The 19,228-nt window shown below is 62.2% G+C and carries 18 protein-coding genes; 12 read left to right on the forward strand and 6 right to left on the reverse strand.

Annotation, left to right across the window (positions count from 1 at the left end):
• The first annotated feature begins 3 nt into the window (after window positions 1-3).
• Genes V6Z91_RS08070 through V6Z91_RS08080 form a run of 3 tightly spaced genes read left to right on the forward strand, consistent with a single transcriptional unit; the run spans window position 4 to window position 3,913 of the window.
• Window positions 4-1,029, forward strand: coding sequence for a hypothetical protein (locus tag V6Z91_RS08070; protein WP_338768939.1), 1,026 nt, complete (start codon window positions 4-6; stop codon window positions 1,027-1,029).
• Window positions 1,026-1,886: a hypothetical protein gene (locus V6Z91_RS08075; RefSeq protein WP_338768942.1), complete on the forward strand. Its 861-nt coding sequence runs from the start codon at window positions 1,026-1,028 to the stop codon at window positions 1,884-1,886. Before V6Z91_RS08070 ends, V6Z91_RS08075 begins: the two co-directional genes overlap by 4 nt.
• Window positions 1,886-3,913 (forward strand): hypothetical protein, encoded by a 2,028-nt coding sequence (locus V6Z91_RS08080; protein WP_338768944.1) that lies wholly within the window; start codon window positions 1,886-1,888, stop codon window positions 3,911-3,913. Before V6Z91_RS08075 ends, V6Z91_RS08080 begins: the two co-directional genes overlap by 1 nt.
• 640 nt (window positions 3,914-4,553) lie before the next feature.
• Here V6Z91_RS08080 and glmS read toward each other — a convergent pair.
• Window positions 4,554-6,383, reverse strand: coding sequence for a glutamine--fructose-6-phosphate transaminase (isomerizing) (gene glmS, locus V6Z91_RS08085; protein WP_338768947.1), 1,830 nt, complete (start codon window positions 6,381-6,383; stop codon window positions 4,554-4,556).
• A gap of 166 nt (window positions 6,384-6,549) precedes the next feature.
• A complete protein-coding gene (locus V6Z91_RS08090) occupies window positions 6,550-7,242 on the reverse strand; it encodes a hypothetical protein (protein WP_338768950.1) in 693 nt (230 codons plus the stop codon).
• Between the two features lie 146 nt (window positions 7,243-7,388).
• On the opposite strand from V6Z91_RS08090, the gene V6Z91_RS08095 reads away from it, so the two are divergent.
• On the forward strand, window positions 7,389-7,853 hold the full coding sequence (locus V6Z91_RS08095) for an Lrp/AsnC family transcriptional regulator (protein WP_338768953.1): 465 nt from the start codon (window positions 7,389-7,391) through the stop codon (window positions 7,851-7,853).
• Between the two features lie 672 nt (window positions 7,854-8,525).
• Window positions 8,526-9,143, forward strand: coding sequence for an ACP phosphodiesterase (locus V6Z91_RS08100; RefSeq protein WP_338768956.1), 618 nt, complete (start codon window positions 8,526-8,528; stop codon window positions 9,141-9,143).
• Here V6Z91_RS08100 and glmU read toward each other — a convergent pair.
• Window positions 9,127-10,503 (reverse strand): bifunctional UDP-N-acetylglucosamine diphosphorylase/glucosamine-1-phosphate N-acetyltransferase GlmU, encoded by a 1,377-nt coding sequence (glmU, locus tag V6Z91_RS08105; protein WP_338768959.1) that lies wholly within the window; start codon window positions 10,501-10,503, stop codon window positions 9,127-9,129. The two genes, V6Z91_RS08100 and glmU, sit on opposite strands and share 17 nt — an antisense overlap.
• A gap of 40 nt (window positions 10,504-10,543) precedes the next feature.
• Between glmU and V6Z91_RS08110 the strand changes: the two genes are divergently transcribed.
• On the forward strand, window positions 10,544-11,416 hold the full coding sequence (locus V6Z91_RS08110) for a DUF6279 family lipoprotein (RefSeq protein WP_338768961.1): 873 nt from the start codon (window positions 10,544-10,546) through the stop codon (window positions 11,414-11,416).
• Window positions 11,417-11,419: 3 nt separating this feature from the next.
• On the opposite strand, the gene V6Z91_RS08115 is transcribed toward V6Z91_RS08110, so the two are convergent.
• Window positions 11,420-12,169 (reverse strand): DeoR/GlpR family DNA-binding transcription regulator, encoded by a 750-nt coding sequence (locus tag V6Z91_RS08115; protein WP_338768963.1) that lies wholly within the window; start codon window positions 12,167-12,169, stop codon window positions 11,420-11,422.
• A 149-nt stretch (window positions 12,170-12,318) separates the two neighbouring features.
• Here V6Z91_RS08115 and V6Z91_RS08120 point away from each other — a divergent pair, with 149 nt between their 5' ends.
• The 5 genes from V6Z91_RS08120 to V6Z91_RS08140 all read left to right on the forward strand — a co-directional run bounded on the left by V6Z91_RS08120 (window position 12,319) and on the right by V6Z91_RS08140 (window position 16,141).
• The gene (locus tag V6Z91_RS08120; protein WP_338768965.1) at window positions 12,319-13,623 is read left to right on the forward strand and encodes an NUDIX hydrolase N-terminal domain-containing protein; all 1,305 of its coding nucleotides are present in this window, start codon (window positions 12,319-12,321) and stop codon (window positions 13,621-13,623) included.
• Between the two features lie 258 nt (window positions 13,624-13,881).
• Entirely contained in the window at window positions 13,882-14,511 is a 630-nt protein-coding gene (gene rsmD, locus V6Z91_RS08125; protein WP_338768966.1) for a 16S rRNA (guanine(966)-N(2))-methyltransferase RsmD, read from the forward strand.
• A 188-nt stretch (window positions 14,512-14,699) separates the two neighbouring features.
• The gene (gene coaD / locus V6Z91_RS08130) at window positions 14,700-15,191 is read left to right on the forward strand and encodes a pantetheine-phosphate adenylyltransferase (protein WP_338768968.1); all 492 of its coding nucleotides are present in this window, start codon (window positions 14,700-14,702) and stop codon (window positions 15,189-15,191) included.
• A 9-nt stretch (window positions 15,192-15,200) separates the two neighbouring features.
• On the forward strand, window positions 15,201-15,458 hold the full coding sequence (locus V6Z91_RS08135; RefSeq protein ID WP_338768970.1) for a YfhL family 4Fe-4S dicluster ferredoxin: 258 nt from the start codon (window positions 15,201-15,203) through the stop codon (window positions 15,456-15,458).
• 86 nt (window positions 15,459-15,544) lie between these two features.
• Window positions 15,545-16,141 carry a chalcone isomerase family protein gene (locus V6Z91_RS08140; RefSeq protein ID WP_338768972.1) on the forward strand — a complete coding sequence of 199 codons (597 nt, stop codon included), beginning with the start codon at window positions 15,545-15,547 and terminating at the stop codon, window positions 16,139-16,141.
• A gap of 110 nt (window positions 16,142-16,251) precedes the next feature.
• Here the strand turns inward: V6Z91_RS08140 and V6Z91_RS08145 are convergent, their stop codons facing one another.
• Window positions 16,252-16,539: a hypothetical protein gene (locus tag V6Z91_RS08145; protein ID WP_338768974.1), complete on the reverse strand. Its 288-nt coding sequence runs from the start codon at window positions 16,537-16,539 to the stop codon at window positions 16,252-16,254.
• Between the two features lie 107 nt (window positions 16,540-16,646).
• On the opposite strand from V6Z91_RS08145, the gene V6Z91_RS08150 reads away from it, so the two are divergent.
• Entirely contained in the window at window positions 16,647-17,615 is a 969-nt protein-coding gene (locus tag V6Z91_RS08150) for a LysR family transcriptional regulator (RefSeq protein WP_338768977.1), read from the forward strand.
• 72 nt (window positions 17,616-17,687) lie between these two features.
• Here the strand turns inward: V6Z91_RS08150 and V6Z91_RS08155 are convergent, their stop codons facing one another.
• A complete protein-coding gene (locus V6Z91_RS08155) occupies window positions 17,688-19,226 on the reverse strand; it encodes a methyl-accepting chemotaxis protein (RefSeq protein WP_338768979.1) in 1,539 nt (512 codons plus the stop codon).
• Between the last annotated feature and the right edge of the window lie 2 nt (window positions 19,227-19,228).

Consider the following 19,228-nt stretch of genomic DNA (forward strand, 5'->3'; position numbering starts at 1 on the left):
CCGATGGCAACCAAGGCGCTAACGTGCGGCAACGCAGATTGCAACCTGGCGTCGGACAGAAAATGCGTCGAAGGTTACGAGATCGACGAGTGCCCGCATGCTGGCAGGATATCTATCGACGACATACCGGAAGCCGAGGAGCCGGACACTGTGGTGACACAGCCGGAGCCGACAATCGCGCTTGCGTCGGGTGAGGCACTTGATCGCTACACAGCATCGATTCTGCAGCGACGCCTTGTTTCCCGGTCGATCGGTCTTATAGGCCCGAACGATTCAGGCAAGACCAGCTTGATTGCAGGAGTGTACGACCTGCTACAGGAAGGGGCAGTATCAGGTGCAGCGTTTGCTGGATCATCTACCCTGATTGGGTTCGAGAAGGTGTGCCATCTCGCCCGTGCGGCTTCCAGAAGCGCCGTCCCGCACACGGAGAGGACCAGCCGCGGATCGGACGCGACGTTCTTTCATCTTGATCTCTATCAGGAGGGTTTGGGTCTTACCTCTTTGTTCATAGGCGACCGTTCAGGGGAGGACTATCTCGCGGCGACCGACCAGATATCACAAGCCGATCAGTTCTTCGAGATTCGTCGGGCGGACTGCATAACCCTGCTGGTCAACGGCGCTCAACTGGCTGATTCAGGGCTAAGGCATGAGGTCAAGGCAGCAACGCCACAGATCGTTGACGCCTTGGTCGAGGCACGTTCGATTCGCGAGGGATGTCGGCTAGCGATTGTCCTGACGAAAAAGGATTCAGTCGTCGCCTCGCGATATGCGGACCGCGTGCAAAAGGACTTTGACGGGCTTGTGAAGTCGATCAGCGAATCCCACGGGGCATATCTCGGTGAAGTGAAGCCGTTCGTAGTTGCGGCATCTCCGAAGGATTGCGAGAATGTCGCCCGGGGAGAGGGCGTCGGCGACCTCCTGTTGTTCTGGCTACACGCGAGCCTGCCTCCAGTCGCGTTGGGCGACGGCGCGGACCGTGGCTTCGAACGCATGATCGACATATTGATCGAAAAGGGGACCGAAAATTGAGCAGCGAAATCCATCTGTCAATTGTAGGGCTGCCCTCTTCTGGAAAAACGACTCTTCTCGCGGCCCTGTGGCACATGGTACGTGAGCCAGGATCAATTACGGCCCTCTCGTTCGATGGCCTCAGCCACGGCAATTACGAGCACCTCAACGCACTGGCCAAGCGGTGGCGTTCCGGAAATATCCAGCAGCGAACGCAGGTAAGTGGTGCAAGGGACGTGACAATGCGGCTCAAGGACGCCGTTGGCCAGAAAGTCCAGGTGTCGTTTCCTGATTTGCCGGGAGAGGACTTTGCCCGCATGTGGGAACGGCGTGAGCTTGACAAAGGCATGCTAGAAACCCTCAAAGCGCCCGCACTCGTCCTCCTGGTCAACGGTGATACGATTAAGATGCCGGCTTGGGTTGTTGATCGGATAGCCATGTCGAAGAGGCTGGGCATCGGAGTACCAGAGATGGAGCCGACAGAGTGGAGCGCCGATCTTGCGCCAACGCAGGTCAAGATCGTTGACCTGCTGCAAATGCTGATGTCGGGAGATCTGGATATTGGTGGTAGGCGCTTAGCCCTTCTCATCTCCGCATGGGACAAAGTCGAAGGGGACGGGCTAACGCCGGCAGAGATCCTCGAAAGTAAGCTGCCTCTTCTGCACCAATATCTGCGATATGGGCGTGACCCGTGGACCTGGCATGTCTGGGGTCTCAGCGCCCAAGGAGGTGTGTATGAAGATCCTGAGAAGAACGAGAGCTTCCCTGAGACCGATAAACTTCGGGATCTAGAGCGACCGTCCGACCGAATTAAGGTCGTGGACGGGCTTGCCGTTAGTTCAGATATAACCAAGCCACTGCAATGGCTGATTAGCTAATGTCGTCGATTCTGGTCCATCAGGCGTTGCACGGATATAACGATGGTCATAGGCTCATTTCTAGCTCGCTTCCATTGGATGCGATAGATGCCCGTTTCATGCTGGTAATGAGCGACCTCTCCGGTCCTGGCGTGAAGCCGTCACCCAACGGCTATCTCACTGGGTATCCGCTTGAGAAAAGCGGGAGATATGTGCTGGCGCGAACCTGGGCCGCACCTGAAATGCCCCGTCCCGGTTGTGTTTGGACGCACTCGCTGATCATCGAGAACGCCGATCTCGCCAAGATTACTTCTGCACAAACCCTGCTCGGCGCTTTCACCCGTCCAGCTGGTATGAATATAGGGTTGGCCTATGGTGCTCCCGTTTCCGTGTCGGCGCATCCCTATCCGAACGGGATCGAACGAACGGAGCGAGTCGAACTTCTCCTTGAGGCACTGTATTCATCTCCAACAAAACAAGTAGTGACAGAAGCAGGAGAGCCGTTCGATGACGAGAAAGTCGTGACCGCGATCTGGATGCAGCAGTGGCCGAGGCTGCGCCGTTCGTTCGGGTTCTGCACTCTTTCGGGAATGGATCGATCCGGAAAAGGGATTGCTCTTGATCTCCAGTTCGCACGCGAGAAAGATCGTCAACTGCGCTCGAAATTTCCGGATGCCATACTGGCAGACCGGGGCGGCATCTCCGACACGCTGCAACCTCTGTTAACCGATCTCGCCGAGCCCGCATCGTCAACGCTGCGCGAATTTCTCAAGCGCATCGGGGGCGATGTCGATGGCGGCCGGCGTGCCATGCGGCCGCTTTGTGAGCTTTATTCGAGTCTCTTGGGCAGTCATCCACCCGACCTGACGTCGGCAGTATCCGCCCTCGCGGCTCTCAATGGCGACGGACGGCGGCAGGCCAGGTCGGTTCGTACGCTCGTGGCACGGCAAGCGCTGAAGGCGGCCGGTCAAATCGAAGACGAGGTATTCGAGTTCCTCCTCGAAACGCTGGAACGGTCAAGCGATCCGGCAGAGCAGGCCGAGATCGGCGATCGAGTTGGCATCGAACTGTGGCGACGATCACCTCGTCGCTTCTACTCTGCACTCGTCTCTGAAGGGCCGCTCGGCGGTGTCACGTCGCATGCACTGGCGGAGATGCAATCGGACCAAATTGTGGCAGGGCTGCAGACCAACGGTCAAATCGCGAGCGCCATAGCCGAGCGACGCCCGGACGTTCTGATGCACCCGGCCTTTTGGCGCATCCCCGAAGTTGACGATGGGCTGGCGGAACGCATTTCAAACCAGGATGTGGGCCGTGCTGCCCGAGCCCTGCTGGCCGCAGGCCGCATCGGACCCGCTACGGCAATCATCAGCCGAACAGATCCTGTGGATTTAATCAGTGCCTTGGAGTCTGCTGAGGCCGATCCTAGTACGATGCTGCAGTGGCTGGCCGTCTTATGCCGCGATCGAAACAAGACTGCTGCCGTACTCGCCACCGGCCGGGTGACGCGGATGGCGACGATCTTGGCTGTAGCCCGGCAATCCCGTCCCGACGATGTTCCCAATGCTTGTGGCGAGGACCCTTGGCTCATCGCGCTACGGACAGCCACTGGCGTCCTCGTCCGGTCGGACGAGGACTTTCTTTCGGCGTTTTTATTGGCACGGGCGCTAGGCTGGGAATCCAGATCTCAGGCCGAGCTGTTGCGTTACTCCTTTACCCGTGTTTACAGGGCATTTGAAGAAGGAGGTTTCTCTGATGAGGCGAAAAGCATCGCAAGCTGGCGTCTAGATTGGAACGCTTGGTTCAGTTCTGACATGTGTGTCCGGTTGACGGAGACGGTCACACGAAGGTTTGTCGAGCAGGACCTCGCCCCTCAAAGTTTCGGTCGCCTGACCGACGATGGTCCGCTCGCAATTTCCCTAATTGACGAAGCTGCTCGCACTGGACGGGGACGCAAGTATCTTGAGCGGGTACGCATGGCGCTCAAAGATGCGACAGAGGCGGGAATCAGGGCCAGAGCAGACTATATCGCCAAAAAGCTTAAATAAAGACTGGGCAGGTTACGGCGCAGGCCATATTGGAAATGCTGAGACAACAAAATGCAAGCCCGATGCGAACATGCGACCCGCCTTTCCCATTTTTCATCGGTTACCAAAAGTATTATGTCGATTATGCAATAAACGACTTTTAGCCGTCAAATTGCGTAGTATGTTCACCAAGCAAATCAAGGCGTGGCTGCATCGAACTGGCTGGGCATGGTTCGAGCCTATCAATGCTTTGAATCGACGGCTATATTAGGGTCATCAGTCGATTCCAGACACTCAGTTAATTAGCTGAGATACGTTGCCTTCCACATCGCGTGATGACGTCACCGATGGCACACTGCAGCTTTTTCCACAATTCACTCGGATCACCTGTTGGGAATCAGGGAGCGTCAAGTGTATTACGTTCATCAACCATTATGACAATTCCTTCACCGATGGAATCTCAAGCGCTCGACCGCAGCCTGAGGATCTGACGAGCTGATGAAGAAAGCATGCCCATCGTTGCCGGAAAGTAACGATGGGTTCATCGGCCAGACGTTAGGTATGCACGCCAATTATGTTCACACGCCGAAATTTGACAAACATAATCTACGTTTGACAAACATAATCTAGGCTCATCAACGTCAAAGCCCGCACTTGGCCTTTACTCCACCGTCACCGACTTCGCCAGATTGCGCGGCTTGTCCACATCGGTACCCCGCGCCAGCGCTGAGTGATACGCCAGCAATTGCAGTGCCACCACGTGCAGGATCGGCGACAGGCAGCCATAGTGTTCCGGCATGCGGATCACGTGCACGCCTTCGCCCGAGGCGATGCGCGAGTCGACGTCGGCGAACACGTACAGCTGGCCGCCGCGGGCGCGCACTTCCTGCATGTTCGACTTCAGCTTTTCCAGCAGCGCGTCGTTCGGGGCGATCGTTACCACCGGCATTTCTTCCGTCACAAGGGCCAGCGGGCCGTGCTTCAATTCGCCGGCCGGGTAGGCTTCGGCGTGGATGTAGGAGATTTCCTTCAGCTTCAGCGCGCCTTCCAGGGCGATCGGGTAGTGCATGCCGCGGCCCAGGAACAGCGCGTTTTCCTTGCGGGCGAATTCATCGGCCCAGGCGATGATCTGCGGTTCCAGCGCCAGCACGGCGGAGATCGCGGACGGCAGGTGGCGCATGTCCTTCAGGTGCGATGCTTCTTCCTCGTCCGTGAGGCGGCCGTTCACCTGGGCCAGCGACAGCGTCAGCAGGAACAGCGCGGCCAGCTGCGTGGTGAACGCTTTCGTGGATGCCACGCCCACTTCGACGCCGGCGCGGGTGATGTAGGCCAGCTTGCACTCGCGCACCATCGCGCTGGTGGCGACGTTGCAGATCGTCAGCGTGTTTTCCATGCCCAGCGAGCGTGCATGCTTCAGGGCGGCGATCGTGTCGGCCGTTTCGCCGGACTGGGAAATCGTGACCACCAGCGTATTCGGGTTCGGCACGCTGTCGCGGTAGCGGTATTCGCTGGCGATTTCCACGTTGACGGGTACCTTGGCGATCGATTCGATCCAGTACTTGGCCGTCAGGCCCGAGTAGTAGCTCGTGCCGCAGGCCAGGATCAGCACGCGGTCGATCTGCTTGAAGACCTTAAAGGCTTCGTCGCCGAACAGTTCCGGCATGATGCCGGTCACGCCTTCCAGCGTATCGCCCACCACGCGCGGCTGCTCGAAGATTTCCTTCTGCATGTAGTGGCGGTACGGGCCCAGCTCGGCGGCGCCGGTGTGCGCGTGCACGGTTTTCACTTCGCGTTCCACCTGCTTGCCGTTGACGTCGACGATCCAGGCGCGGCCCAGTTGCAGGTCGACCACGTCGCCTTCTTCCAGGTAGATGATCTGGTCGGTGGTGCCGGCCAGCGCCATCGCGTCGGACGCCACGAAGTTCTCGCCCTTGCCCAGGCCGACGATCAGCGGCGAGCCCTGGCGGGCGGCCACCACGCGGTGCGGTTCTTCGCGGGCGAACACGGCGATCGCGTAGGCGCCGTGCAGGCGCTTGACGGCTTGCTGCACCGTTTCGAACAGGTCGCCCGTGTACAGGTGGTCGACCAGGTGGGCGATCACTTCGGTGTCGGTCTGGCTCTGGAACACATAGCCCAGTTTCGTCAGTTCGTCGCGCAGCTCGTCGTGGTTTTCGATGATGCCGTTGTGGACCAGGGCGATGCGGGCATTGTCGGAATTCGGCGAGAAGTGCGGGTGCGCGTTGTGCGAAGCCGGCGCGCCGTGGGTGGCCCAGCGCGTGTGGGCGATGCCCGTGAAGCCCTGCAGGCCGATTTCCTGCGTCTGTTTTTCCAGCTCCGCCACGCGCGACGTGCTGCGCGAGCGCTGCAGGCGGCCGTCGGTATGCAGTGCGACGCCGCACGAGTCATAGCCGCGGTATTCCAGGCGCTTCAAGCCTTCGATCAGGATCGGGGTGATATTACGTTGCGCTACTGCGCCGACGATGCCGCACATGGTGACCTCTTCAGTAATTTGTTGATATGCAGGCATCGTAGAGCAGTGTCGGCGAAATATGCTTACTTGTTATAACGTTTTATGAAACGAAATTTCACCCTCCACATGCCATGCATTTTTATTTCATGTTGACTGCCTATGTGGTATTTTATTTCTCACCCGATGCTCAGGCAGCAATGGCGGGCAACTCTGCGTCGACCGGCGGCGGCGGCTCCGCAGCCAGGACAGGCGGGGTGATGCCTTCGATCGTCAGGCCCGAGTCCAGGAAGGCATGCAGCAGCTTGAACGACGCGGCACCGGTAGCCCACTCGGCCGATACGTAATACAGGCGCGGCAGTGGTTTCGTGGTCCAGTATTTATCGTCGGGAATGACGGCCGCGTCGAGCGTCTGGTCTCCGCTCGGGCGAAAGGGGTAGCGCATGATGCGGATCAGCGTATTGATCAGGGCGGAGCGCTGCACGGTGGCGTACAGGCGGATGTCCTGCTGCATGGCCAACAGGTGGGAGCCGAGGATGAGGCCATTGAATACCAGGATGCGTTCGCGGTTCGGCAGGCTGGCGGACACCGCCAGGGAACACAGTTCCGCGACATTGCCGCCGCAGGCTGCGTATTGTGCCTCCCAGTGGCGTTGGCGAAAGTATTTTTCGCTCGGCAGCAGGTTGTCCGGCGTGCGCACCTTGATGTTGAGGTTGCCCCTGACTTCATCGCCGTCGCAGATCAGCACGGCGAAATCGTAGTCGTCGCACAGGTGGCAGGGCTCGGTTCCCCAGGCCGATGAATACACGTCGCGCACCAGCCTGCGACCGCTCCAGAACAGGCGATCGGACCTGCGGACGATTTTCAGCGACGGTTTGTTCATGGGTTCCGTTCAGGTTCACGTTGGCCGGCCGATGGAATGCCTTTCGCTCAGCCCATGCCGTGGGGAAATAATCAACGAAAAGGACCCGAAAAGGGTTGATTTAAATTAACTTTCGCCTTGAATGAGGCAAGTAAGATGGAAGCGATATGGATAGTCCATTGGATGAGCTGGATCGGCGCATCCTGAATGTGTTGCAGGAAAACGCCGCTATCACGAACGCGGATCTGGCGCAGCTGGTGCACGTGTCCGCGCCCACCTGCCTGCGCCGGGTGAAGGCCTTGCGCGACGGCGGCATCATCGAGCGCCAGGTGGCCATCGTGGCGCCGGACAAGGTGGGCGCGCGGCTGACTGCCATCGTCGAGATCACGCTCGACGTGCAGGCTGCCGAGCGGATGGCCGAATTCGAGACCCTGGTAGCCCAGGAAAGCGCGGTATTGCAGTGTTATCGGGTATCGCCCGGGCCGGACTTCGTGCTGGTAGTGCAGGTGGCGGACATGCCGGCCTATCACGCGCTGGCCCACCGCTTGTTCACCAGCCATGCAAATGTGCGCAATGTGAAGGCGTATTTCTCGACGTTCCGCGCGAAGTTCGATACGCGCATCGCTGTTTGAGCGGGCCTGTCCGGGCATTGTTTATACATGGCGATCCACAGCCTGTGCACCGCTTGTGCGCGTGGTTATCCACGCGCTTTTCCACTGCCGGCGGCCGGCTTATCTCCAGCTTATACCGTGCTTATACCGGATTGACCACAAGCTTTCCCACAAAGTTATTCACAGGACTGAGGCAGCACCTCGCGCTGTCCGGCAGGCTGCTGCACAGGCTGCCGAAAACGTTTGCACTGCTACTCTGCGAATGGAACACCTACCATTTACGCTGTGCGTAAATGGGAAGGTTATTCACCGGCATCCCCTGCCGGCTGCCCTTCCTGGGCTGGGCCGGGTTAGCGGCTTGCAAGGTTGCCAAAACATGGAGCACGGCGATATCGAAAAGTCGTGTCGAGCACCCTGTCAACACGTTTTACCATGGCTTTTCCACAAAGTTATTCAGGTGGCCAATTGCCTCAAAACCAGGGGAAAACTGGCTATACACGACTATTCACGGCTTATCCCGATCTTCTTCCCATGCTTGCCAACAGCCTTATCCCCAATACGGCCTAGTCCGCATGCGCACCAGCCATTCCAGCTCGTGCCCACCCTTTACACACCGGTTGCACACCGGCTGTTCCTTCCCTTGTGCACACGCTTGTCCACAGCGGCACCGATTGCCAGCGGCTAGAATGACGCATGAACTACCTTGCCCACGTGTATTTGGCCCGGCACGATGACGCGGCGATGGTCGGCGCGATGCTGGGCGACTTCGTCAAGGCGAACGATGTCGCGGCTTATCCGCCGGAGATCGCGCGCGAGATCACGCTGCACCGCCATATCGACAGCTATACAGACAGCCACCCGGCGGTGCTGGCCGCGAAGGAATTGTTCGGGGAAGGGCGGCGGCGCTATGCTGGCATCGTGCTGGACGTGTTTTACGACCACGAATTGAGCCGTCACTGGGAACGGTGGAGCGAAGAGCCGCGCGAGGCGCTGATCGCCCGCTTCTACCGCGCGCTGGCAGCGCACGAGCCCATGCTGCCGCCACGGTTGCAGGAAATGCTGCCCTACCTCGTGCGGCAGGACTGGCTGGGGGGATATGCGAGTTTCGCCGGCGTGGAAGGCACCATCGCGCGGGTGTCGCGCCGCCTGAGCCGCAATGGAGACTTGCTGCGCGATGGCGTGCAGGACCTGGTGCGGCACCGCGACGCCATCGCCGAAGGCTTCGAGCGCTTCTTCCCCGACCTGGTGCGGTTTTCGGAAGAGCGCAGGACCGCCTTGCTTACATCGGGACTGCTTACTTCTTCGCCTTGACCGGGCGCTGCCAGCCTTCGACCGTCATCTGCTTGGGGCGCGAGATCGTCAGGCGGCCGGCCGGTGCGTTCTTCGTCAGCGTGGTGCCGGCACCGATCGTGGCGCCCGCGCCCACCGTCACCGGCGCGACCAGCTGGCTGTCGCTGCCGATGAAGGCGTCGTCCTCGATCACCGTGCGGTACTTGTTGGCGCCGTCGTAGTTGCAGGTGATGACGCCGGCGCCGATGTTCACGCGCGAGCCCACGTCCGCATCGCCCACGTAGGCCAGGTGATTGGCCTTGCTGTGCGCGGCCACGTGGCTGTTCTTGATTTCGACGAAATTGCCGACGTGGACATCCTCGTCCAGCACCGTGCCCGGGCGCAGGCGCGCGTACGGGCCGATGATCGATTTCGGGCCGACCGTGGCTTCCTCGATGTGGCAGAACGGCTTGATCTGCGCGCCTGCTTCGATGGACGCGTTGACGATCACGCTGTGCGCGCCGACCGTCACGCCGTCGGCCAGCACGACCTTGCCTTCGAAGACGCAACCGACGTCGATCGTCACGTCGCGGCCGCACACCAGTTCGCCGCGAATGTCGATGCGGGCCGGGTCCAGCACCGTCACGCCTTTTTCCAGCAGCGCCTGGGACTGGTTGTTCTGGTGGATGCGTTCCAGCTGCGCCAGTTGCACCTTGCTGTTCACGCCCAGCACTTCCCATTCGGCCGCCGGGTGCGCGGACACCACTTCCACGCCATCGGCGACGGCGCGCGCCACGATGTCGGTCAGGTAGTACTCGCCCTGCGCATTATTGTTTTGCAGCGAGGCCAGCCAGGTTTTCAGGCGGCCGGTGGGGATGCACATGATGCCGGAATTGATTTCCTTGATCGCGCGCTCCTCCGGCGTGGCATCCTTTTCCTCGACGATGCGCACGATGCGGTCACCCTCGCGGACGATGCGGCCCAGGCCGAACGGATCGGCCTGCACCACGGTGAGGATGCCCAGCTTGTCCTGGCCGGCCGCGGTGACCAGGCGCTGCAGCGAAGCGGCCGTGGTCAAGGGCACGTCGCCATACAGCACCAGCGTGGGCACGGCTTCATCCAGCACGGGCAGGGCCTGCATCACCGCGTGGCCCGTACCGAGTTGCGGTTCCTGCAGGGCGGCCGAGATTTCCACGCCGCCCCGAGCCTTCTGCGCTTCGAGAGCGGACAGCACCGTGGCGCCTCCATGCCCGTAAATCACACATAATTTGGCCGGCGCGAGCGTGCGCGCCGTATCGATCACGTGCGACAGCAAAGGCTTGCCCGCCAGCGGGTGCAGCACCTTGGGCAGGGCCGATTGCATGCGCTTGCCCATGCCGGCAGCGAGGATGACAACGTTCATGGCTGAATTCGTGTTAGTTAAAAATATGCAAAAGTTTAACATGCAGACATCATTTTTCCGAATCTGGTGCCTGGCCGCGCTCCTGGCGCTCGTCACCGCCTGCAGCTCGTTGAAGCTGGCCTATAACAATGGCGATACGCTGTTGTACTGGTGGCTGGATAACTATGTGGACTTCGACGACGAACAGAGCGGACAGGTCAAGAAGGACATCGACGACCTGTTCCGCTGGCACCGCAAGACGCAGTTGCAGGACTACGTGCACGTGCTGCAGCGCGCGCAGCAGCAGTTGCGTGGCAACCCCACGCCGGCCGACCTGCGCGCGGACTACGACGATATCCGCGCCCGTACGCAGGCGCTACTGCTGAAGGCGGCGCCGGACATCGCCGACCTCGCGCTGTCGCTCAAACCCGAGCAACTGACGCAGATGGAGAAGAAGTTCGCCAAGAACAACGACAAGTTCCGCCGCGAGAACATGAAGGGCGACCGCGACGACCAGAACGAATACCGCTACAAGAAATCGATGGAGCAGTTCGAACTGTGGTTCGGCAGTTTCTCGCGCGAGCAGAAGGAAGCGATCCGCAAGGCTTCCGACGCGCGCCCGCTCGATAATCAGATCTGGCTCGATGAACGGATGCGCCGGCAGCGCAACGTGCTGGCGCTGGCGCGCCGCATCATGCAGGAGAAACCGAGCCGCGAGCAGGCGATCGCGCAGATCCAGAGCCTGATCCGAGAGAGCTTCAGCCGCCTCGATAATTCCGAGCGCAAGGCTTTCTATGAGTCGTACACCAACAGCACCATCGGGCTGGTGCACACCGTGGTGAGCATCGCCACGCCGGAACAGAAGGCCCACGCACAAAAGCGCATGCAGGGCTGGATCAACGATTTCAATACGCTGGCGGCGGAAGCGAAGTAAGGCTTACAGCACCCGCACGCCCAGCGCACGGTATGGCGCCAGGTCCGCTTCCGGCACGCTGCCGGCCGTGATCAGCGTATCGATGCGGCCGGCCTCGCACACGATATACGAAGCGGCCGTGCCCAGTTTCTCCGGCGTGACCAGCGCCACCACGTGCTTCGACGCGTTGACGATTGCCCGCTTGACGGCCGCTTCCTCGGGATCGGCCACCGTCAACCCGGCTTCCGGGTGCAGGCCATAGGTGCCGATGAAGCAGGCATCGGCCAGCAGCTGGCGGAAGAAATCCACCGTTTCCAGCCCCAGGTTGACGCGGTATTGCGCGTGCACCCGGCCGCCGGCCATGCGCACCTCGATGTTCGGATGATCGAGCAGCGTCATCGCGGCCGGCAGGCTGTGCGTGGCCACGGTCAGCTTGCCCGTGCCCGGCAGTTGGCGCGCCAGCCAGCCCGCCGTCGTGCCGCCATCGAGGATGATCAACTGCCCCTCGCTTACCAGCGCTAGCGCCTTCTGCGCGATTTCCTGTTTTGCCGCCGCGTCGTGCTGCTCGCGCGCCTGGTAGGCGTTCGGAATCGGCGAGGGCAGCAGGGCGCCGCCGCGGATGCGCGTGAGCGCGCCCTTGCGGGCCAGTTCATCGATGTCACGGCGGATCGTGTCTTCGGAAACGTCCAGCGCGGTACTGAGCGTGGCCAGCTGCACCTGGCCGTGGCGTTGCAACTCGTCGAGGATGCGGCGGAATCGTTCGTGCTTGAGCATGGTGGCTGGCTTTGGAAGCAAGATAAAAGTTGCCTGAACCGGGGTCTGCCCCCGGTTTTCGGAAATTCTTGCGGCATTTTGCAACTTGTTGCAACATTCTGCAAGATGATGGTAGTCTTGTTTTTATTGACACTTCTTTCGGATCTGCCATGACTACGCTGCTCCCCGGACCGTTCCGCGCCATCCTGTTCGACCTGGACGGCACGCTGGCCAATACGCTCCCGCTGTGTATCGAAGCCTTTCGCGGCGCCATCGAACCGGTGGCGGGCCGTGCACTGTCCGATGCGGAAATCATCGCCACGTTTGGCCCGTCCGAAGAGGGGACGATCCGCGCGCTGGCGCCGGCGCGCTACGACGAATGCCTGGCCGCCTATCTGCGCCACTATGAAGCGAAGCATGCCGACTACCCTGCCGTGTTCGACGGCATGGCCGAACTGCTGCGCGACCTGCGCCTGCACGGCGTGCGCCTGGGCATGGTGACGGGCAAGGGTGTCGCCAGCGCCCGGCTGTCGCTGCGGCAGTTCGGCCTGGAAGACGTGTTCGAAGTCGTCGAAACGGGCTCGCCGCTCGGGCCGCGCAAGGCCGAGGCGCTGCGCGACGTGCTCGCCGCATGGCAGCTGGCGGCGGCGGAGGCGGTGTACATCGGGGACGCGCCGAGCGACATCACGGCCGCCCGCGCCGTGGGAATGCCCATCGTGTCCGCGGCATGGGCGGACACTGCGGACGCCGCCACCCTGCAAGCGATGGGCCCGGACCTGCTGGCGCACTCGGTGGGCGAACTGCGCGACTGGCTGTGGCCGCGGCTGCATGCGGGCGCGGCGCCGGACGGCATGTGGCTGGGCATCGCCCAGCGCTTGCAGGCACTGGCGCAGGCCGGGCTGGCATACGATCCCCACGTCTTCGACGCCGAGCGCTACCAGGAAGTGCTGGCGCTCAGCCAACAGATGCTGAGCCACCTGACGGGCCAGCCGGTGCCGCAGTTGCAGGACGCGATCGCGCTGGAGCGCGGCTACCCGACGCCGAAGGTGGACATCCGCGCCGTGCTGTTCAACGGCACCGACCAGGTGCTGATGGCGCGCGAAAAGCACGACGGCGGCAAATGGTCGCTGCCGGGCGGCTGGGCGGACGTCGGCTGCACGCCGTTCGAGGTGGCCGTGAAGGAAGTGCGCGAGGAAACGGGCCTGGACACGGAAGCGGTGCGGCTGCTGGCGCTGTGGGACAAGCGCGTGCACCCGCATCCGCCGCAGGCGTGGTACGTGTACAAGGCCTTCATCCTGTGCCGCCCCACCGGCGGCGCCCTGCTGGCCGACACCGCCGAGACAACCGAAGTACGCTGGGTCTCGCGCCACGAACTGCCCGCGCTGGACCTCTCCACCGACCGCGTCACGCTGTCGCAGCTCGAACGCCTGTTCGACTTCGCCGCGAACCCGGATTTGCCGACCCTGTGCGACTGAAGTACGGGGGACAGTCCCCACTTTTTGCGGGGACAGTCCCCAATTTTTGGCAACATTTAACAATCGATGATTGCGCAGAGGGCCGCGCCGCGCCGCAGTTCCGCGCTTGGTGCCGGGCAAGTCACAATGCGTGGCGCCGCCGGCACAATCGTTGGGTAATCGTTGGGTAAGCGAGACAAAAAGTGTTGTAAAAATTCGGGGACTGTCCCCGGGGAAGTGCGTGCTATAGTGCCCGCCTCATTTCCGCACGACGTTCCCATGCAAAAGAAGAAGCCCGCCGCCAAAGTTCCCGTCCACGGTCCGCAGCACGCCAAGCAGGTGCGCATCATCGGTGGGGAGTGGAAGCGCACGCCGTTGCCGGTGCTCGAGGCGCTCGGCTTGCGGCCCACGCCTGACCGGGTGCGCGAGACGGTGTTCAACTGGCTCAATCACCTGCGCGGCGACTGGGGCAACGTGCGCGTGCTGGACCTGTTCGCGGGCAGTGGCGCGCTCGGCTTCGAAGCCGCCAGCCGTGGGGCGAAGGGGGTGACGATGGTGGACGCGAACGCGGCCATCGTGCGCCAGTTGCAGGCGATCCAGGAAAAACTGAAAGCGACGAACGTCGTCGTGCAGCGTGCGGATGCGCTGGCGCTGGCGCAATCGCTCGCGCAGCGGGGCCAGCAGTTCGACGTGATCTTCCTCGATCCGCCTTACCAGCAGGATTTCCTGTCCCGCGCGCTGCCGCTGTGCGAGAAGCTGGTGGCCGAAGGCGGCCTCGTCTACGCCGAATCCGGCCTGCCGCTGGCGGTCGATGGTGATGCGCCGGACTGGATGGCGCCATGGGAAGTGGTGCGGCAAGACAAGGCCGGCATGGTGCACTTCCACCTGTTGCGCCGTCGCGCAGAATAAGAGCGCCTAACAAAACCCCCATGGCTGCGTTGCAGCGTCTCGCCGTACAGGTGTACTGTCTTCGACGCCGCGCCTTGCCCTGCGGGTTTTGTTAGGCGCTCTAAGTTGGCGCCGGCCCCCGGCGGTGAAGCCCGCCCCCGTTTCAGGCATAATGCGCGTCTGATTCGAGCAAAAAGTCGAGGGACACAATGGTTGTAGCCGTTTATCCAGGAACGTTCGATCCGCTCACCCGTGGTCACGAAGACCTGGTGCGCCGCGCATCGGGCTTGTTCGACACGCTGGTGGTCGGCGTGGCCGACAGCAAGAACAAGCACCCGTTCTTCACGGTCGAGGAGCGCCTGGAAATCGCCAACGAGGTGCTGGGCCATTACCCGAACGTGAAGGTCGAGAGTTTTTCCGGCCTGCTGAAGGATTTCGTGCGCCAGCACGATGCGCGCGTGATCGTGCGCGGCCTGCGCGCCGTCTCTGACTTCGAATACGAGTTCCAGATGGCGGGCATGAACCGCTACCTGCTGCCGGATGTCGAAACGCTGTTCCTGACGCCGTCGGACCAGTACCAATTCATCTCGGGCACCATCGTGCGCGAGATCGCCCAGCTGGGCGGCGACGTATCGAAGTTCGTCTTCCCCTCCGTCGACCGCTGGCTGCGCAAGAAAATCGCGGAAACCAACGCCGCCTAGAGGTTTGCCATGGCTTTGATGATCACTGACGACTGCATCAATTGCGACGTTTGCGAGCCCGAGTGCCCAAACGAAGCGATCTACATGGGTCCGGAAATTTACGAAATCGATCCGAACAAGTGCACCGAATGCGTGGGGCACTTCTCGGAACCGCAGTGCCAGCAGGTGTGCCCGGTCGCGTGCATTCCCTTCAATCCCGAATGGCGCGAAACGGAAGACCAGTTGCGCGCCAAGTACGAGCGCCTGGAAGCGGCCAAGGCTGCGTGAACAAAAAAGCATGACCGTGCGTGAACCGGGCAGGGCGGTGGTATAGTGCAACGGCACTTCCACAACACCCATCCGGAGACACGACCATGAACCCTTCCCGCAGATTAGTCATGCACGGCGCCTGCGCGCTGCTGCTCGCCGCCACCCTGCCTGCCATGCCAGCCTTTGCCGCCGTCGACGCGGCCGGCGTGAAGTTCGACGACACGGCCACCGTCAACGGCCAGCCGCTGAAGCTGAACGGTGCCGGCGTGCGCACGAAGGTCGTCTTCAAGGTGTATGCGCTTGGCCTGTACCTGCCGGAAAAGAAAACGTCCGCGGCCGACATCCAGGCCGTGCAGGGCGCACGCCGCATCCACATCGTCAGCTTACGCGACCTGTCGTCGCAAGACTTCAGCGAAGCCTTCATGAAAGGCCTGAACGCGAACACGGATGCCGCCGAGCGCACCCGCCTGCAGCCCCAGATCAAGGCGTTCAACGACATGTTCGCCGCCATTCCCGGCCTGAAGAAGGGCGACGTGCTGCTGGTCGACTGGATCCCCGGCACGGGCACCGTGTGCACGCTCAACGGCAAGAAAATCGGCGAAACGGTGCCGGACGTGGCGTTCCACAACGCGATCCTGCGCATCTGGATCGGCAACGATCCGGCCGACAGCGGGCTGAAACCGAAGCTGCTGGGCGGTTGAACAGAGCACGCATAAAAAAACCCGGGACGTCCCGGGTTTTTTTTGAGTAATATTTCCTGGAATTGGGTTCTGACCCCGGTTTCAGGAAATGTTCCTGGGAGCTGGCTTGATCAGGCGCGCGACGCCAGCGCCTGCAGTTCGGCCGCTTCGCTCGGCGACGCCTTGTGCGAGTTCATCATCCGCTTGAGCATGGCCGCATCGCGCATCTGGCGGCGCTGCAGGCGTTGTTCCTTCGTCAGTTTCGGCTTCACCAGCAGCACGGCGGCCAGCGCCAGCCCGCGCAGCAGCGGCTTGAACAGCACCAGGAAACCCACGGCGGCGGCGCAGGCCACGAGCACTTGCAGCGCATCGCCGACACTCAGCGGTAGAAATTGGGCTGCGGAAAGGAAATTGGACATATCTTTTGCGGTTTACGTATAGAATCAACGTAACTATAGTGCAGCGCAACATATCAATCCAATTCTGTTTCCCAATATAAATCATCACCCCTCTGAATGACTGAACCATGAGTTTTCTGACACTGGACTTGAACCTGCTGCGTGTTTTCGATGCCGTGATGACGGAGCAAAACCTGACCCGGGCCGCTGGCCACCTGGCAATGACGCAACCGGCAGTGTCGAACGCGATCAAGCGCTTGCGCGAAAGCCTGGGGGATGAATTGCTGATCCGTACCGCCTATGGCGTGAAGCCCACGCCGCGCGCCGAAGCGCTGTGGCCGACGGTGCGCAGCGCCCTCGCTTCCCTGGAATCGGCGGTGGCGCCCGGTTCGTTCGACGTCTCGAAAGCCCACGCCACCTTCCGCCTGGCGATGGCCGATGCGACCGCGGCCTTCTTCCTGCCGTCGCTGATGCGCTCGATCGAAGCGGAAGCCCCCGGCATCAACGTGCGCATGGTACCGCTCACTACCCGCGAACCGCGCCCGATGCTGCTGCGCGGCGACATCGACCTGGCGGTCGGCTTCTTCCCCGGCGTGGCGGCGCAGCTGTCGTATGAAACGGCGTCGCCGATCCGCCATGAGCGGCTGTATTCGGGTATCTACGTGTGCGTGATGCGCCGCAACCACCCGCTGGCGAAGGAAGAACTGACGCTGGACAGCTACTGCGCCGCCAACCACCTGCTGGTGAGTTTCTCGGGCCGCGCCCACGGCCTGGTGGACGAGGCGCTGGCGCAACTGCAGCGCGAACGCCGCATCCTGCTGACGGTGAACCAGTTCTTCACCGCGGGCCGCGTGGTGGCGAACTCCGACCTCATCACGGTGCTGCCGAAGCACCTGATCGCCTCCACCGGTATGACGGACGCGCTCGTGTACAAGGAATTGCCGTTCACCTTGCCGGCCGTGCACCTGGACATGCTGTGGCACGAACGCGATGCCCGCAGCCCCGCCCACAAATGGCTGCGCGCCCAGCTCGAAAGCATGCAGCAGGTGGCGCAGCGCGTGGCGCCGGGGACGTTGCCGAAGGCTGATACGCACTAAATTTGCAAAAGAGAACCGGTGTCGTACACCATTTTTCGATGAAAAATGGTGTACGACACCAAGACGCAAGCTCTACTTCTCCGCCGACCGGTAGCCGATCCGGAACCCGCCCCAGTGCTTGCCGTGCACAAAGATCGGCGCCGACAGGTCGTGCATCACTTCCCCCGTATCCCGTTTATAGGTCTGCAGCAGGAAGGGCCGCGTGTTGCTGCCGCAGCGCTTGCCGGTGCGGTCCGTGAAGATGCGTTTCGTGCGGTTGTTGACGATATCGACGTCGTAATTGCCCGTCAGCGGCTGCGAATATTTCCGGTTGTGCGTGGGGAAGTAGCCCTGGTCGTCGACGGCGCCGGCGTACGCCAGTTGCGGCATCGCGGCCAGCAGGCCTTCCTGCAGGGGCGGCAGCACCCGGTCGGTGAACTTGTCGAACTGCGTGGTGTACTTGGGCGGGTTGGTGCCGGCGATCGGCTGGTAGCGCCGGTCGAACAGCGCTTCGCGGGTGATCTGCCTGCTGGCGATCGCTTCCTCGAAGATGCGGCCCACTTCCGCGGCCGCGCGCTGGGCCGCCGCGCGGACGGCGTCGTGCGACGTGGGCACGTCCGCCTCGGCCAGCGCGCCGGCGATGATCTCGGCGCGGTCGGCCAGCGCCATCGCGGAAGCGGCCACGCGCGGCAGCTCGCGGTCGGTGGAGAGCATGCTGTCGCGGATGCGCGCGATCGCATCGGCGATCACCTGCGCGGTCGCCACCTGCTCGCGCGAGGCACGGGCAATCTCGTCGATTTCCTTTTCCGCCGCGCCCGACGATTGCTCGATATTGGCCAGCAGGCCGTGCACGGTGCGCACATTGCCGGCCGCCTGGCTGACGGCGTCCGCCAGCGACGTCATGCCCGTGCTGGCCTTGTTCGCCTCGTCATTGATTTCGCGCACCATCTGGCTGATCTCGTCCGTGGCGGCCTTCGTGCGCTGCGCCAGCTGGCGCACCTCGCCGGCCACCACCGCAAAGCCACGCCCCTGTTCGCCGGCACGGGCCGCCTCGATGGCGGCGTTCAGCGCCAGCAGGTTGGTGCGGGCGGAAATCTCCGAAATCGCGTCCGTGAAACCGGCGATGCGGCTTGCCTTCTCGCGCAGCGCGGCCATCGTGTCCGCCGCTGTCCGCGCCTGCGTACTGGCGCCGGAGATGCGCGACAGGCCGTCGTCCGCCTCGGCGCGGCCGGCGACCGTTTCTTCGCGCACGCGGTGCGCGACAGCGGACGCGCGCTCGGCATTGGCGGCGATCTGGCCCGTGGTGGCGGTGTTCTGGCGGGTGGCGGTGGCGATGCTGCCGGAGGTATAGACATCCTCGCCGATCTTTTTCTTGATCGAATCGACGAAATACGACGTCTCGGCCGCGCCGATCATGATCGCGTCGATTTCATTGCCGACCGTGGCGGCGAAGCGGCGCGGACCGTCGTCGGCCCTGCCGCGACCGGCGAAGCGGGCGACCGGCACCGCGATGGCCACCGCCAGCACGGCCGGCCACAAGGCCGCGTTACCGAAGCTCAGCCAGGCGGGCACAATGCCGGCCGCCATGGCACCCGCGGCCCAGGCCGCCTGTTGCACTGCTGCGCGCTGCATCT

This window comes from Massilia sp. METH4 (genome assembly GCF_037094685.1).
Classification (GTDB): domain Bacteria; phylum Pseudomonadota; class Gammaproteobacteria; order Burkholderiales; family Burkholderiaceae_D; genus Rugamonas.